The organism is Wolbachia endosymbiont of Muscidifurax uniraptor (assembly GCF_054149795.1).
Genome location: NZ_CP083727.1, coordinates 308,066 through 324,795, shown reverse-complemented (window position 1 = coordinate 324,795; position 16,730 = coordinate 308,066). Strand labels below are relative to the sequence as shown.

Genomic DNA, 16,730 nt, shown 5'->3' with positions numbered 1-16,730 from the left:
TGTCAACTATTTTCGGCACTGGTATATTGACCTTACCCAGAAAAAGTGGAGAGAAAGAAAAGAGTTTTTTTGGGTAAAATAAAATTTTGGAGGATTAGAAATGGTAAGAGAATATACGGCAGAATTCAAATTGGAAGCTGTTAAGCTGGCAAATGAACAAAGAAAGGTAGGTCAAACAATTACAAAAACAGCAAAGGATTTAGGAATAAAGGGTGGTTTATTAGGAAAATGGATAAAGAAACACAACGAAAAAAAGTCGGCAGCAGATGCATTTCCAGGTAGAGGTAACATGGCTCCTTACGACAAAGAGAGATTTGATTTACAGAAAGAGTTAGCAAAAGTAACAAGGGAAAGAGACATTTAAAAAAAAGCCCTGGCCAGTCAAAAAGAGTAAAATATTTTTTTATAAAAGAGCATAGTAACTGCTATAAAGTACAGGAATTATGTAGGATTTTCTGCTAGTTGCTACTATAAGTGGACCACAAGAAAAATAAGCAGTAGAGAATCAGCAAATAAAGAGCTACTCGAAGCTATTCAAAAAATATATCAAGTTTCTAAATGTAGATATGGAGCTCCTAAAATTCATGCTGAATTGAAGGCTTTGGGTAAAAGTTGCAATTTGAAAACGGTGCAAAGTATTATGCAGAAAAATGACATCAGGGCTATACTGAGAAGAAAGTTTAAAATTAAAAAACAACAAACAGATAATAGAGCTGTAGCTCCCAATATACTAGATCAAAACTTTATTGTTGATCAACCAAATAAAGTATGGGATTACTTACATCAAAACCAAGGAGGGATGGCTATATTTGGCAGCAATAATTCTCACGTATGGTAGTTAATGAGTAGTGCAACAAATAAACAATTGGTTATGAACTCTTTATTAATGGCCATTAATAGGCGTAAACCTGTTAAAAATCTACTGCTGCACAGTGACCAAGGTTCACAATATACTGCGCAAGGGTATCAATATCTCTTACTGTAAAGAATATAGATGAGTAATAAAGGCTGTTGTTACGACAATTCTGTTGCAGAAAGCTTCTTTAGCTCATTGAAAAGAGAAATACTTATTGATACTTCACAACACTCTGCTCAACAAACTAGAACTGCAATATTTGAATACATAGAAATTTTTTATAACAAACAACGTCACTATTAACTATTGCATTCCAGAACAATTTGATGCATCATTCTTTCTGTAAAAAACATTCCACACTTTCTCTCCACTTTTTCTGGGTAAGGTCAGATACTATAAACTATAAAAAAATTTCTCCGATAGTTCATATAGCAAGTAAATTCACAAAATGAAGACTATTATTTTTATTACAGGTGTATCTACGGTTGGAAAATCAAGTTTGGCTCATATATTAGGTTCAAAGCTTTTTATGCCTAGAAACTTTGCAATTCCACTAACTATAGCTAACCCAAGAAAGGTTTCCCTACGTCATACCGCCGCGGTATCTCAGCATAGATTCCGCTAACGAGTAGCGGAATGACGAATTTGTTGTTTTTCAAATTGTAGGTAAACCTAAGCCACTTTAGCTATACTTGTAAAGAAAAAAGAATAGATGATGATCCTAAATATCTAATAAATTTGACTACTGAGGAATTTCAAAAATCTCAATTTTTTATTAATTGTGATATGGTACATTCTATCTTCATATAGCTTTCCTCTTCATACCTCAACTAATGAAATCAGAAGCATCAACTCCCTTTTGCAAGCAAGCAGCAATAACAGTGTTCATCATTAGAAATGCAATGGTCATTGGGCCAACGCCCCCGGGTACTGGGGTCATAGCTTTGGCTTTCCCTTTTATTCCTTCAAAGTCAACATCACCTACAAGCTTTCCTACGTTAACGCTATTTATGCCAACATCGATCACTATTGCACCTTTCTTTATCCAGTCTGCTTGAACAAAATTTGGCTTTCCGACTGCTGCAACTACTATATCCGCTTTAGAGCAATATTCAGCTAAATCCTTGCTTTGTGAATGCAAGATGGTGACAGTGCAGTTTTCTTGCAATAGCAGGTAAAACATTGGCTTGCCCACGATATTTGACCTACCAATTACCACTGCGTTTTTACCGGAAAGGTTCTCTTCAATTGACTTAATTAAATGCAAAGAACCTTTAGGAGTGCAAGGTATAAGGCAGTTTTTTTCACCTTTAACTAATTTGCCAACGTTTTCATCATGAAAGCCATCTACATCTTTTTCAACACTTACTGTGTTAATTACTCTGCTTGCACTAATATGATTTGGTAAAGGCAATTGCACTAAAATGCCATGCACAGATGGATCTTCATTTAATTCATTGATTTTTTCAATTAATTCATCTTCTGAAATATTATCAGGCAAAACAATGGTCTCAGAACTTATGCCTATTGATTCTGCTTTTCTCTGTTTGTTGCGAACATAAACCTGACTTGCTGGATTGCTGCCCACGAGAATTACTTTCAGGCAAGGAAAAATGTTATACTCTCTCTTTAAAATATCAATTTTTTGTGATAGCCTCTCACATAGGTCGTTTGCTATTTTTTTACCATCAATAATAATTGTCACTTCCTTGCCACTCCTTAAAGTCGGGTAATTTGATATCAAATAAATCCAATACTTTGCCAACAGAATGATTAATAATATCATCCAACGATTTCGGTTTAATATAAAAAGCAGGCACTGGTGGAGCAATAATTGCTCCCATCTCCGTTAATTTTAACATATTTTGTAAATGCCCAAGATGCAGTGGTGACTCTCGCACCATAAGAACTAACTTTCTTCTTTCTTTTAGCGTTACATCTGCAGCCCTTGTCAATAGATTGGAAGTAACACCTGATGCGATTTCAGACATTGTCTTCATAGAGCATGGTGCTACAATCATCCCTGAGGTTTTAAATGAGCCGCTTGCTATTTTTTCTCCAATCTTTTCTTCAGAATAGTAAAAATCTGCAAGTGATGTAATATCTTCAAGTTTTTCTTTAATCTCGTGAGCTAAAGTTATTTTCCCAGCACGACTTATCACTAAATGAGTTTCATAATCGACGTCTTTCAACGCTTCTAAAATACGCACACCGTAAATAGAACCAGATGCTCCACTTATTCCAATTACAATTCTGCTATTCACTTAACTCTTCTTCGTAGCTCATTCCCAATGCACGTTTATAGGTATCAAGCAATATTTCTTGCTCCTCTCTGTCATCATCATCCATCTTCCTCAGCCTAATAATTTGTTTCATCACTTTTATATCCCAACCTTCATCTGCGGCTTTTGCATATACATCACGAATGTGACCTTGCACATCCCTCTTTTCTTGTTCAAGTTTTTCGATTCTCTCTATGTAACCCTTTAACTCTTCAGCCGTTATTTTTACTGTATCTTCCATGAAACTCCACTAATTAATTGCTGCTACTAGTATTACCAGTTTTTACTTGCACTTCAACAACAGTAATAATATTTTTATCTTTTTTTAAAATCTTAAAGCGAAACCCATACATGGAAAACTCCTCGCCTTCGTCAGGAATGCGCTCTATTTCATTTACAATCATACCTGCTAGAGTTGTAGCTTCTTCATCAGGGAGATTCCAGTATAACTGCCTGTTAATGTCCCTAATAGTAGATTTTCCTTCTATGTGATACATATTATCAGATATTTTCTTTATAAAATTCTCCGTAATCAAATCATGTTCATCCGAAATTTCTCCAACTATTTCTTCCAGTATATCCTCAAGAGTTACAATTCCCTGCAGTGCTCCATACTCATCAATAACAAATGCAAGGTGTTTCCTGTTCTTACGGAAGTTGTGAAGTTGCACGCTGAGCGGTGTACTTTCTGGTATGAACCAAGGCCTTGACATAACTTGGGTAATGTCAACTTCTTCCGCTTTATTATTCTTTTCACGCAAAGCATTTATTAGAGCTTTCACGTGAATTACACCTACAATGTTATCTGGTTCCTTCTGCCATAAAGGTACTCTACTGTGACTGCTGGTTAAAATCTCTCTTATTAACTCTTCTTTATTCCGATCTATATCAAGAGAAAATAGGTTTCTTCTATGGGTCATAATCTGTGATATCTCTGTCTCAGCCAAATCAAGTATGCTGCTTAGCATATCTAAATCCTGTTGCAACATAGTTCCTTCACTGCGGTGAAGAGTAATCATATTACGCATTGCATCCGCTGCAGATATCACTTCCTTATCTTTATGCAGCCCACATAATTTTAGGATGAGGTTAACAATAAATTGAATACCTAGTGTCAATGGAGAAAAAATCTTTACAAAAAACAATACAAAATAAGCAGAAAATGATGCAAATTTTTCAGGATTTTGAATAGCATAAGTTTTTGGTAGAACTTCGCAGAACAATAAAATACAAAATGTCATTATAATTGTTGATAGGAGAATGCCCTCATTTCCAAAAAGATTGATAAATATTGCTGTAAATAAAGCAGAGCAAGTAATATTAATAATTGTATTGCCGAGCAATACCGTTCCTATTGTCAATTCTTTCCTATTTAATAAGCGATCTATTACCCTGGCTTTTTTGTTACCGTCTAGCTTTAGCTTATTAACTCGAGAACGGCTAATTGAGGTTAAGCCTATTTCTGCTCCTGAGAACAAAAACGATAAAACTAACAAAACAAAAATTGCTGATGATACTAAGACCAATAACCAATCCATTAAAGTACGATGTTATTGTGATAAAAAATAAAATTAATTTTACATGTTATGAGAGGCATTTGCAAGCCTGAATTTATATTGCCGAATTTTATATACCTTTAATCTTAAAAAACAAATCATAAAGCATATTACACGCTGCGTTCACATGCTCATCCTCAATGATAAGTGGTGGGGTTACCCTTACTACTTTGTTGTTTAAAACCCTAGTTATTATTAAACCTTTATCAAGAGATCGACTAATAATTTTATCAGCTACAGGAGTTGCTAGTTCTATTCCCATTAGTAACCCTTCTCCACGAACTTCTAAAATCATCTCAGGAAATTCTTTAGCTAAAAGCAACAGCTTTTCTTTTAAATCTTTACTAATTTTTTTAACATGATCAAAAAAGCCTTCTTTTAGCATTATATCGAGCACTGCATTACCAACAGTCATGGCAAGTGGATTGCCACCATAGGTTGATCCATGAGTTCCTGGAGTGATTGCTTCTGCTATATAATCTTTCACTAAACATGCAGCTAAAGGAAAACCGTTACCCATAGCTTTTGCACAGGTTAGCATATCAGGTTCAATGCCGACATTTTGATAATGAAATAAAGAACCGATGCGTCCATATCCGCACTGCACTTCATCAAAGCACAAAATTATTCCTTGAGCTTTTGTTATTTCCCTTACTTTTTGAAGATATTCTACGTCTAGTGGATATACTCCACCTTCGCTTTGTATGGGCTCTAAAAATACAGCAGCTATTTCATTGTTGATTTTTTCTTCTAATGCTTTAATGTCATTTCTTGGCACTTTATCAAAACCAGAAAGGAGCGGAGCAAAACCTTCGCGTGATTTTTCATTGCCTCCAGCAGAAATTGCAGCAATACTGCGGCCATGAAAGCCTCCTTCAATTGTAATAATACGATTACGTTTTGCTTGCCCTTTTGAATAAAAGTAACGACGAATAAACTTAATTGCAGCTTCTGTTGCTTCAAGCCCACTTGAGCAGAAAAAAACTTTATCTGCAAAAGTAAGGGTTGTTAAACGCTCGGCAAGCCTTTCTTGCTCGGGAATAGTGAAAATGTTAGAGCAGTGCCATAATGAGCTCGATTGCTCTTTCAGCTTATCTGTAATGTATGGATGACAATGCCCTAAAGAAGTTGTAGAAATACCTGCAGCAAAATCTAAATATTTTTTACCATCTTCATCAAAAAGATATGCCCCTTCTCCCCTGACTATAGGAGTGTCAAGTCTATTATACGCATTAACAACATGATCCATTTTATAAGTATTGTGGTATTATCTATACTATACCTGAAATGAATCCATTAACACAAAGCTTTTCCTTTAACCTCTTATGCTACTTCAACTAAAAATTTGGCTAATGCAAACCTTTTTTGTCATTCTATAGCTAAAGTGACTTGGTTTTACCAACACTTATTAGCCATTGTAAAAGTTTTTGTTTCTATTGAATGATAGTTGTAGCCTATGCAAGAAGTTTATTGACTTTGAGCGCACTTTAGCCTATACAATTTTAATATCTTAAACTACTGGACATGCCCGATCTAAAGACAATGATGTTAAATTTTGGACCTCAGCACCCAGCTGCACATGGAGTGTTGCGTCTTGTTTTAGAGATGGATGGTGAAGTGATCGAGAGGGCAGATCCCCATATTGGGCTTTTGCACCGCGGTACTGAAAAATTAATAGAACATAAAACGTATCTTCAAGCTTTGCCTTATTTTGATCGCCTTGATTACGTATCACCAATGTCACAAGAGCATGCATATTCACTTTGTGTGGAGAAATTGTTGCAATGTGAAGTGCCAATTAGGGCAAAGTATTTACGTGTCTTGTTTTGTGAACTGACGAGAATACTAAATCATTTACTGAACGTTTCTTCTCAAGCACTTGATGTTGGAGCAATGACCCCTCTTTTATGGCTCTTTGAAGAAAGAGAAAAAATACTGGAATTTTACGAAAGAGCTTCAGGTGCAAGGTTTCACGCAGCTTACATCAGGCCAGGTGGAATTGCAGCAGATGTTCCAGAAGATTTGATTGAGGATATTGCAAAGTTTATAGAGCAATTTCCAAAATATATAGACGATGTTGATGAACTTTTAACAGAAAATAGGATATGGAAGCAACGCACTGTAGGAATTAGTGCAATATCAATTAAACAGGCACTTGATTGGGGCTTTAGTGGCCCAATGTTGCGCGCTGCTGGGCTTGCTTGGGATTTGCGAAAAAGCCAGCCATATGAGATATATGATCAACTAGATTTTGATATACCGATCGGCCAAAATGGCGACTGTTATGACCGTTATCTAGTTAGAATGGCAGAGATTAGGCAATCTATCAGTTTGGTGAAGCAGTGCATAGAGAAAATGCCTGAAGGGCAAATAAAAACTGAAGATAGAAAAATTTCTCCACCGTCAAGAGCAGAGATGAAAAAATCTATGGAAGCTCTGATTCACCATTTTAAGCTCTATTCAGAAGGATATCACGTACCAGAAGGTGAGGCTTACGCAGTTGTTGAGGCACCAAAAGGTGAGTTTGGAGTGTATATAGTTTCAGATGGTACCAATAGACCTTATAGGTGCCGAATAAGAGCACCTGGCTTTGCGCATTTACAAGCCTTAGACTTTATGGCAAAAGGACACATGCTTGCTGACGTTGCAGCAATTATTGGCTCACTCGATATAGTTTTTGGTGAGATTGATAGGTAATCATTGGTACCCGTTCAGGCAATGGCGTCATGCAAGTAGCTGACACATAACTGTACGAACATTTGTTTGCAAAGGCAGTATGTTAAGTGTTATAGCCGATTTTGCCTCAAACACAAAGGCAGTGCCTTGACTTTCCATAAGATGGTACAAGCCTCCACCTTCTAGGTGGAGAAACTTTAGTTTGTCAATGTCATAACTGTACTTTATAAAGTATAGTTATGACGGAATATGACAAAGGAAAACACACTGTATTTTATCATAGGTACCATATAGTCTGGATTACAAAATATCGGTACAGAGTATTAACTAAGGCTATGAAGGAGAGAGTACGAACAATCATAGCAGAAGTATCTGAAGAAATGGGGATTAAGATAGAAAACGGAGTAATATCATCAGATCATTTACATTTATTCGTAGTAATACCTCCTCATATAGCTGTGAGTGATTTTGTTCAAAGAGCCAAAGGCAGGTCTTCACGCAAAGTTCAACAAGAATTTCCAGAGCTAAATAAAATGTACTGGGGAAAGCGTTTTTGGGGAAGAGGATACTTTAGTGCTACCAGCGGACATATCATAGATGAAGTCATTAATGAGTACATCAATAAACATACAGATGCACATCAGCCTCATTCTATATCTAGTATAAGATTGGAGTAGCTTTAGCTTCTCATCGCGCTTCCAGCGCTATATCCAACCTTTCGGCTCTCAGCCGATAGTGGTTGAGTACTTGGATCCAGAAAAATTGATTGTGTACTATACAACATTTTTGATCAAAAGCGTAACCGTTCACTGTTAGACTGCATTCTGTGATTTTTAGCAAAACATGATCTTTCATTTGAGCTTCCTTCAATTTAAAATAAATACAGAAAATTGCTGCCTATAGCTAAACTGACTTAGATTTACCAACAATCGTCATCCCGCTACTTGTTAGCGGCTAAGAGATACCGCGGCGGCATAGCTATCTTCAAAAATATGGTTGAATAATTGTGTGTATAATTATTAATATTTTTAAGCACTTTGGCTATGGCTTTATCTAAGTTTCTCGACCCTAAGCTGGATTTAACCTTCAAAAAAATATGTAGGGTCAAGAACTGGCGCGCCTACTTTAGGGTTTGGTGGCTGATCCATTGTTTTCACAATAGGCCTCAATCCAAATTCCCATGTTAACGTTTCCAGCTCCCGCCTCGTCAAACGCAGCATCCGCACTACGCTTTCCTAGCAGATTCTTTACCAAAGTTTATAACATATTGTGCTGGTGATGCTTTCGGTTTGTAATACCTTATTCTGTAGTCTGAATATAGACCCAGCGTTTTGTATATCCATTCGCTACTCCACTTCTTCCAACCAAACCCTCTCTTCACTTTCAGCTAATAAGTGATTTTCTATTTCACCTTCCAAACTTGCCTCCAGCAGCTTTTTTATAAATGGTGTAAATGCTCCATCCCTTCCTGTTAATGGTCTGCCTTCCCTTATTGATGACAGTATATTTGCTTCCAGTTCTTTGTAATCTACCAAACCGGTAGTTCTGTTTACTACTTTCTGACTCATTGTCAAACCTCCATTTTTTTTATATCAATTTATTACTTTTTTTTTGGTTTGACACACTTTTTTGAACATTCCCTGTTAAGATGCCTAATCTACTTTCAGCTCCTCAGTATGTAAACTGCGTGGTAAAGACTCTAATTCCTTTGCAGCACTTAAACTTTTATTTTTTGCATGTATACCAAGCTTATTGAATTCTCGAGCAGCAGGAAACACCCTTGCTTCAAGAGAGCCAGCAGTTTTATTATAATGATCAACAGCACTTTTTAAGCTCCTGCGCAAATTATCAAAGTTTTCACCCATTGTGCAAATGCGCTCATATAAAATATGACCTAGTTCACTGATTTTCTTTGCGTTTTCAGCTATCATCTCTTGCTTCCATCCATACGCTATTGCTCTCAGCAACGCAATTAGAGTGATCGGTGTTGCAATGATCACTTTTTTTTCCACTCCAATCTCTATCAAAGCAGGCTCATATTCCAGTGCTGCGCTAAAAACCCCCTCCCCTGTTAAGAAAAGCACCACAAGTTCTGGCGTATTTTCAAATTGATTCCAATACTCTTTTTTACCCAAGTCATTTATGTGTTTTTTTATTGCCAGGGAATGGTTCTTTAATTTCTCCTTTTGTATTTGCAAATCATTTTGTGATATAGCATCCATGTAAGAATCAAGCGGCACTTTAGCATCTATTATTATTTGCTTTCCAGATGGCATTTTGATTATTAAATCAGGACGCAATAAATTATCCTCGTTTTTATCAATCACTGACGGCTGAGTAAAAAAATCGCAATACTCAATCATTCCTGCCATTTCTACCACTCTTTTGAGTTGCATTTCACCCCATTTGCCCCTAATGTGAGGTTTCCTCAGGGCATTAGCAAGGTTGGAAGTTTGGTTCATCAGCGCTCCAATTTGCTCCTTTAAACCTTCATAGGCCCCTACCCTCTCCTTTTCTAGCTCACGTATTTCATTATCGAATTTTTCTAATTTTTCTTTTATTGGAGTTACAACTTCGTTGATCGTTGCTTGTCTTTTTTTGAAATCGCTTTCCGTTTCTTTTAATTTACTATCGATTACTTCCTTTGCTAAGTTCAGAAAATTATTGTTATTTGTTTGCAAAGCATCAAGAGAGAGCGCTTTAAAAGTGTTTGTTAATCTCTCCTCTGCTTTTGTTAGTAATTCTATTTCCTTTTTCTTTTCCTCACGTTCTTTTTGCAGAGTTACTTCAAGTTCTGCTCTTTTGACCCTTAAATCAACTATTTCTTCATTCTTCGTAAGCAAAGTTTGCTTTGTTTCTTGAAGTTCTTGCTCTAATTTACATAAATTACCCTCAAGGTTTGCTTTCTTTTCGCTCAGTTTTTTTACGATAATGTAGAAAAATAGTAATAGAGAGACAACCAGAGCTATAGAATTGAAAAGCATCAGAATAAAAAAGCTGTATTTACAATTCTATATGATTTTTGTGTGTATAAGAAAGAAAAAAGGAGCACCTAAAGAGGTGACCTTACCCAGAAAAAGCAGAGAGAAAGTTAAGACGTTTTTATCATGAGAATAAATTGTGCAGGAATGCAATAGTTAATAGTAGAATGTCTACGTTATTTGTTATAAAAGATTTCTATGTATTCAAATATGGCAGTTCTGGTTTGTTGAGCGAGAAGTATCAATAAGCAGCTCCCTTTTAAGTGAACTTTTCTGCAACAGAGTTATCGTAACAACAGCCCTTATGGCTCATGCTGGAAATGATGTTTTTTGTATTCAATAGAAATTGGTAATTTTGAGAGGTATACTGTGACCCTTGATCGCTATGTAACAGCAGATTTTTATCGGGTTTGCGTTTATCAACGGCCATCAATAAAGAATCTATAACTAATTATCATGTTACTCATTAACCACCATGCGTGAATATAGGTCAATTATTGCCGCCAACAACCTTCTTTAGTTTTTATGTAGGTAATCCCAAACTTTATTTGGCTGATCAGTAGTAAAATTTTGATCCAATGTGTTCGGAGCCACAACTCGGTTGCTTATTTGCTGTTTTTTATTTTTGAACCTTCGTCTAAGCTTGGTTTTAATGCCATTTTCTTGCATAACACTTTGTACTGTTTTAATTTTTGCCTAAAGCTTTTAATTCAGCGTGAATTTTAGGGGCTCCATATCTGCATTTAGAATGCTTGATGTATTTTTTGAATATCTGCTAGAAGCCCTTCTTTTGCTAATTCTTTACTGCTTTTTTCCTTAGCAACCCATACCACCAGTACAAAACCCTACATAGTTCCTGTGTTTTATAGCAATTTCTATATAAAAGAATACTTTACTCTTTTTCTTTGCCCAGGGCTTTTTTTAAGATGTCTCTTTCTCTTATTAGCTCTTTTTTTAGATCAAATCTTTCTTTGTCATAAGGAGCCTTTGCCTGGAAATGCGTATGCTCCAGACATTTTTCCATCATATTTTCTTACTTAACATACTGCCATCTATACCTAGATCTTTTGCTATTTTTGTACTTGCTTGACCTGTTTCTTTAACCAGCTTAACAGCTTCTAATTTGAATTCTGCTGTATATTCTCTTCTATTTGTCATATTTTGAAAAAACGTTTTATTTTACTCCAAAAACGTCTTAACTTTCTCTCTACTTTTTCTGGGTAAGGTCAATTTACCGCCGCGGCGTTAACTAGTAGCGGGATGACGGGTTACCAAATTGTAGAAGTTGCTTTAGCTATAAATTCAAGTTTTATCAATGTCTTGTGTTGTTACCCAAATAATGGTTGTGCAAGCGCTTAATTTTTTGATCAAAAAGGAACAAGTTTAGTAAAAAATAATGATATTATTAGTGGAACATAAAACAGTCCCACTGCAGTACTGATTAGAAGCAATAGAGTAGCTTTATCTGGTTGATAATTCAAAATATTAGCAAGTATTATACTGGACCCAGAAACTGGAATAATAGCTAGCAACATCAGTGCTTTATATATGCTCTCATCGTATATACCTATAACATGCTTGTCTAAAAGGACAATTCCTAAAACAAACAGTGGCCAGAATACGTACTTTGCTGTAATAGTGATCAAAGCAAGCTTCCAATCTATTTTAAAGCTTGCAATATTCGCAATGCTCACTCCAAGTAGCACCATTCCTAATGTGACAAATGTACTTCTAATATTCATCATAACATCTGTTAAAAAAGTAGGTATTTGTATATCGTATATACTTAAAAAGAAGCCCAGAACCATCGCATAAAGCGAAGGAAGTTTGAACAACTTTAATATGCATTCTTTTGCGGTATAAATACCATTTGCAGCTATGTAAAATCCTAAGCTGTTTTCAAATAGCGCCATTCCTATATAACAAACAACATATACAGATACTGAATCTTCATCAAATAAAGCCATGGCAATCGGCAGGCCAAAATAACCCATACTTGTGCTGCCCGAGCTAAATGCTAATATGTTTCTTGTGTTATCCTTAAATAAAAAAGAAGAAAGATAATACACTGATAAGGACATAGTGCTACCTATAAACCATATCAAAATCGGCAGAGAAATTACTTTTAAGTTAACTTCTGTATGAGAGACTCCATATAAAATCACTATTGGATTAGCTATATAAAAAAGTATTTGAGATATAGTGTTTCTATCAATTTTAAGATATTTTCCTGCTAAGTAACCAATAAATATTGTAATATAAATAGGTAATATTTTGAGAAAAAGAGTAAGGAACATACTAGCCTATTGTAATATTTTTGATTGATAAAGTGACATTAGATCTTAAGGTGTTGTAAAAGTAAACAAAATTTATTTTCCAATTTATCCAGCTCATAGTTAATTAAATTAGTGCCAAAATTTGTTTTTACATAGGACTTAAGAATGACATTTGTATGATAAAATTATGTTAAGTTTCTGTAAAGCTTCTTGCATATTTTTGAATAATGACATATTCACTAAAAATTAAACTGCTTGTAGTAATTTAGACGGACTGTTGAAAAAGTAAGAGGAAATAAGTAAAGTTAGGACAGAGAGTAAGAGCTTTAACATAGTTGTCGTATTTTTCTTTAATTAACCCTAGTGTCCAATTTATCCACCATTCCTTCACATGAGGTGTTTCTAACCATTTTAATAACAGTAAAAAATGTTTTCTTTCAACGCTTTAAATGTGATATTTTTATTCATTAATTAAAAATCTCAAATGTTACTACCATTTCTGTTAATCCTGTCTCTCATTGCCAAGTTCATTGAAATTGACATTTCCGTACCTAGTTTTTCTTATATGGTGCACTATTTTAACGTACCGGAAGGCATAATTCAATTAACTATTGCTTATAATTTCCTAGGCTTTTGCATAGGAGGGTTGTTTTTTGGTCCATTGTCTGAATGCTATGGCAGAAGGAGAATTATGATCATAGGTAACACTTTGTTATTAATCGGCGCTGTTGGTTGTGTTTTTGCACCGTCGATTTTTTGGCTTTTAATCTCTCGCTTTGTTCAGGGCATTGGTGTTAGCACATCTGTAGTTGTGTTTGCAATCGTTGCAGACAGCTACAAAGGCGACGAAGCGGTGAAATTTATTGGAATCATGAATTCTGTTCTTACAGTTGTCATGGCAATTGCGCCAGTGTTAGGCAGTTTCATCAATGAAATTGTAGGATGGCGTGGTAATTATGCAACTGTTGCAATACTTTGTTTAATCTCTTGGGTTTTGCTGCTTTTAGCGTTACCAGAAACAAAAAAGGACCGCGATATTTTCAGTTTGAAAAAAATGATGAAAGATTACAGAAAACTACTATCTAGTCCGAGGTTTGTTACGTTGTCTTTGATGTCAAGCCTCTTTTCTGCTGCGTATATGTCATTCATTACTTGTGGACCTTTTCTGTATATGAAGACTTTTGGTTTATCTAGCACTATTTATGCACTACATCAAGGTGCAATAGTTGGGTGCTTCTCACTCATCAGTCTATTTGCTGGCAAAATCTTGCAGAAACTTGGAGCAATAAAGTGTGTAATTTCTGGTACGAGCGTGGGTGCTATTGGGTCTCTATTGCTTGTAATATTCAGTATAATTGTACCTCACTCTTTCTACTTAGAGGTTGTCCGGAAACAAGTAAAAGGCTATAATATCTGAAATTTTAGTACGGGGTAAAGATGAGAAAAAAGTATCCAACAGATCTAAGCGAAAGGGAATAGGCAAGAATAGAAAAACACTTCAGAGTATCATACAAGAAAGGAGGAAGGCCGCCAAAGTATAGCAAAAGAGAAATATTAGAAGCAATTTTCTATGTATTGCGTACAGGGTGTCAATGGCGGTATTTACCAAATGATTTTCCGCTATGGAAGACTGTGTATGAGCAGTTCAGGCAATGGAAGAAGCAGGGAATTTTTGAGAAAATGAATTATGAAATTACAAAATATAGTAGAAGAAAAATAGGAAGGAATGAGCAGCCAAGTGCCTGTATAGTAGATAGTCAATCTGTAAAGACTACAGAAAAGGGGGGATCAAAGGCTATGATGGAAGTAAAAAAGTAAAGGGTAGAAAAAGGCATATAATTACAGACACTCAGGGTTTTATACTAGGTTGTTACGTAGGCGCTGCTAACGAAAATGATAGAGATGGTATTAAAATAGCATTAAACAATATGAGAACAAAATATACTAAAGTTAAAAAAATGTGGGCTGACATGGGATACCAAGGAAGAAATTTAAAGAATCACATAAAGGAAGAATATGACATAGATATTGAAATTGTTACAAGGCCTCCATGTAGATTTTGGGTGCACAAAGATACGCCACCTGAGCTACTACCAACAAGAGAACAAGGGTTTAAAGTACAGCCAAGAAGATGGGTTGTAGAAAGGACTTTTGCTTGGGTTAATAGGAATAGAAGGCTATCGAAGGAGTATGATTTACTCACAACATCCACTGAGAATTTCATATACCTAGCTATGAGTAGGGTTATGTTAAAGAGGGAATATGCTTGAATTTACTTGTTTCCGGACAACCTCTAATACCAATTCCCATTACAGGGCAAACAGATGGACAATGATGGAAGAAAAGCCATACTGAAGTAAGTAAAATAGCGAGGTTTAAATGGCATTAAGATCAAAATTATTGGATGAAAAAGTAGTAGAATCAGCAAAAGAAATGCTGAAGAAAGTAAGGAATAATGCATATGTTTCAAAAAAACTAAATGCTGTAATTGCAGCAAAAAAGTACAGTATAACGGCTGTAGCAAAAATATATTGCATTTCAAGAAGCGCACTAACTTCGTGGGTAAAACTCTTGAAAATTGGCAGAGAAGAAAAACTGTTTGCTCCTTCACAACGTCGTAGAAAAACTAAATTAAATCAGGCTCAACTACAGCAAATTGAAGAGTGGATAGAAGAAAATCCTAATATCACCATTAAAGAAATGAGAATAAGAATCCAGGAAAAGTTCGGATTAAATATCAGCAAATCTACAGTACACCGCCATATGCAAAAGATGAAATTCTCATATATTACACCAAGACCAGTTCATAATGGACAAGATAAAAGCAAACAAGAGGAATTCAAAAAAAAATCTCAATTGAGCTATTAGCAAGTATCCAGAAAAAGAGCTATTTTTCTTTGATGAATCACGGTTTGGCACACATTCAAAAGTTGGACATGGGTGGTTTAAAAAGGGGATTAGAACACAGGTTAAAACAAAATTAGGTAGGCAAAATTTCTATCTCTATAGTGCAGTTAATCCTAGAAATGGAGAGAGTTCTAGCTTATTTGCACCAAATGTCAACACTGATTGCATGAACATATTTCTTGAGCAAATTTCGCAATATCTAGAAACACGAGAGGCTTTTCTCGTTATGGACTGTGCTAGTTGGCATAGGTCAAAAAATTTAAAGGTACCTAAAAATATCGACATTATATACCTACCTCCATACTCACCTGAGCTAAATCCTGTTGAGAGGCTTTGGTTATATATAAAACAGAACATTTTGCGCAATAAAATATACGATACAATTGCTCTACTTGAGGGTGCTTTGTGCAAATTTATTACTTCTCTTGCCAGCTCCACAATTAAACAACTCTGCAATGTTTCCTATTTGACTGGACAACAATGAGAATTGGTATTACTAAAAGTCTCGGCAATCTTTTCCACCAGCCAACTCTCAACATCGACAAACGCATCATCGAGTAACTTTTGTGATATTTGTGGTTGAGCATATAACTCGTAAGTTGTGACGGAAATCTTTTGGATTTTGGGCGTGTCCGTATCTTTTGCAAAATCATACTTAGACTTATTGCCACCGTCCTCATCATCTACTGTTTCACTGCTCCAACCTGCACCGGCGCGGTCAAAATCTTCTATAATGTAATCCAATGTTTCAGTAGAGATTCTTTGACTGGAGCATATTTGTCGCATTGGGAACGAATCAGTTACGCGCTTGTTTATGCGTTTTACAATATGCGGAGTAACTAGATATCCCCCGATATCACTGTCATCTCCACTGAGGGTTTTGTGTGATAAACCGCTTTCCATTCCCTTGCGGATATAATCAGAAAAATATTTATCGCTTGTGCTAAAATCTGTATTTACTTCTGGGCGTTGAGCTGCAGTTTCGATCAAGTCTAAACGCTCTTTGCAACTATCAACGGCATTATTTACCTTGCATAGCTGCTCAATTGTTGCAGAATCAGCACGCCCTTTGCTTTCAATTTCTTTTAGTTTGCGATCATTTATTAATTTAAATTGCTCCCATGATGAAGCGAGTTCGTTGATACGGTGAGCGATATCGGTAAGTGACATAATAGCCTCCTTTGAAAATGAAATAA

At 35.7% G+C, this 16,730-nt stretch carries 11 protein-coding genes and 6 pseudogenes; 6 read left to right on the top strand and 11 right to left on the bottom strand.

The window, feature by feature from the left end; translation table 11 throughout:
• Positions 1 to 100: 100 nt before the first annotated feature.
• Positions 101 to 1,202 (top strand): annotated as a pseudogene (locus tag LA754_RS01685) (IS3 family transposase).
• Positions 1,203 to 1,682: 480 nt separating this feature from the next.
• On the opposite strand, the gene folD reads toward LA754_RS01685, so the two are convergent.
• The 5 genes from folD to LA754_RS01660 all read right to left on the bottom strand — a co-directional run bounded on the left by folD (position 1,683) and on the right by LA754_RS01660 (position 5,943).
• Complete coding sequence (gene folD, locus LA754_RS01680) at positions 1,683 to 2,561, bottom strand: bifunctional methylenetetrahydrofolate dehydrogenase/methenyltetrahydrofolate cyclohydrolase FolD (protein WP_006280028.1); 879 nt, start codon at positions 2,559 to 2,561, stop codon at positions 1,683 to 1,685.
• Positions 2,545 to 3,120, bottom strand: coding sequence for a UbiX family flavin prenyltransferase (locus tag LA754_RS01675; protein WP_006280027.1), 576 nt, complete (start codon positions 3,118 to 3,120; stop codon positions 2,545 to 2,547). The genes folD and LA754_RS01675 overlap by 17 nt, the downstream gene beginning before the upstream one ends.
• Entirely contained in the window at positions 3,113 to 3,379 is a 267-nt protein-coding gene (locus tag LA754_RS01670) for a DUF2312 domain-containing protein (RefSeq protein WP_006280026.1), read from the bottom strand. The genes LA754_RS01675 and LA754_RS01670 overlap by 8 nt, the downstream gene beginning before the upstream one ends.
• Before the next feature lie 13 nt (positions 3,380 to 3,392).
• Entirely contained in the window at positions 3,393 to 4,676 is a 1,284-nt protein-coding gene (locus LA754_RS01665; RefSeq protein ID WP_265030226.1) for an HlyC/CorC family transporter, read from the bottom strand.
• A gap of 88 nt (positions 4,677 to 4,764) precedes the next feature.
• On the bottom strand, positions 4,765 to 5,943 hold the full coding sequence (locus LA754_RS01660) for an aspartate aminotransferase family protein (protein WP_006280024.1): 1,179 nt from the start codon (positions 5,941 to 5,943) through the stop codon (positions 4,765 to 4,767).
• 275 nt (positions 5,944 to 6,218) lie between these two features.
• On the opposite strand from LA754_RS01660, the gene LA754_RS01655 reads away from it, so the two are divergent.
• Both LA754_RS01655 and tnpA read left to right on the top strand, forming a co-directional pair.
• Positions 6,219 to 7,391 (top strand): NADH-quinone oxidoreductase subunit D, encoded by a 1,173-nt coding sequence (locus tag LA754_RS01655; RefSeq protein WP_077188163.1) that lies wholly within the window; start codon positions 6,219 to 6,221, stop codon positions 7,389 to 7,391.
• A 218-nt stretch (positions 7,392 to 7,609) separates the two neighbouring features.
• Positions 7,610 to 8,047 (top strand): IS200/IS605 family transposase, encoded by a 438-nt coding sequence (gene tnpA, locus LA754_RS01650; protein WP_457923672.1) that lies wholly within the window; start codon positions 7,610 to 7,612, stop codon positions 8,045 to 8,047.
• Positions 8,048 to 8,743: 696 nt separating this feature from the next.
• On the opposite strand, the pseudogene LA754_RS01645 reads toward tnpA, so the two are convergent.
• The 5 genes and pseudogenes from LA754_RS01645 to LA754_RS01625 all read right to left on the bottom strand — a co-directional run.
• A pseudogene (locus tag LA754_RS01645) lies at positions 8,744 to 8,938 on the bottom strand (IS256 family transposase); the annotation flags it as partial.
• An 84-nt stretch (positions 8,939 to 9,022) separates the two neighbouring features.
• Positions 9,023 to 10,354 carry a DNA recombination protein RmuC gene (rmuC, locus tag LA754_RS01640; protein WP_077188164.1) on the bottom strand — a complete coding sequence of 444 codons (1,332 nt, stop codon included), beginning with the start codon at positions 10,352 to 10,354 and terminating at the stop codon, positions 9,023 to 9,025.
• A gap of 173 nt (positions 10,355 to 10,527) precedes the next feature.
• A pseudogene (locus LA754_RS01635) lies at positions 10,528 to 11,509 on the bottom strand (IS3 family transposase).
• Positions 11,510 to 11,718: 209 nt separating this feature from the next.
• The gene (locus tag LA754_RS01630) at positions 11,719 to 12,648 is read right to left on the bottom strand and encodes an AEC family transporter (protein WP_006279391.1); all 930 of its coding nucleotides are present in this window, start codon (positions 12,646 to 12,648) and stop codon (positions 11,719 to 11,721) included.
• A 304-nt stretch (positions 12,649 to 12,952) separates the two neighbouring features.
• Positions 12,953 to 13,095: pseudogene (locus LA754_RS01625) on the bottom strand (N-acetyltransferase); the annotation flags it as partial.
• Positions 13,096 to 13,111: 16 nt separating this feature from the next.
• On the opposite strand from LA754_RS01625, the pseudogene LA754_RS01620 reads away from it, so the two are divergent.
• The 3 genes and pseudogenes from LA754_RS01620 to LA754_RS01610 form a co-directional block, all read left to right on the top strand.
• Positions 13,112 to 14,005 (top strand): annotated as a pseudogene (locus tag LA754_RS01620) (MFS transporter); the annotation flags it as partial.
• Positions 14,006 to 14,112: 107 nt separating this feature from the next.
• Positions 14,113 to 14,897, top strand: a protein-coding gene (locus LA754_RS01615; RefSeq protein ID WP_238513981.1) for an IS5 family transposase whose coding sequence is annotated in 2 segments (ribosomal slippage) — positions 14,113 to 14,434 and positions 14,434 to 14,897 — 786 coding nt in all. Because the reading frame shifts where the segments join, the coding sequence is not laid out codon by codon here.
• 109 nt (positions 14,898 to 15,006) lie between these two features.
• A protein-coding gene (locus LA754_RS01610; protein WP_410530061.1) for an IS630 family transposase occupies positions 15,007 to 16,018 on the top strand; the annotation gives its coding sequence in 2 pieces (ribosomal slippage) (positions 15,007 to 15,486 and positions 15,488 to 16,018; 1,011 coding nt in all).
• A gap of 11 nt (positions 16,019 to 16,029) precedes the next feature.
• On the opposite strand, the pseudogene LA754_RS01605 reads toward LA754_RS01610, so the two are convergent.
• Positions 16,030 to 16,704 (bottom strand): annotated as a pseudogene (locus LA754_RS01605) (phage major capsid protein); the annotation flags it as partial.
• Positions 16,705 to 16,730: the final 26 nt, after the last annotated feature.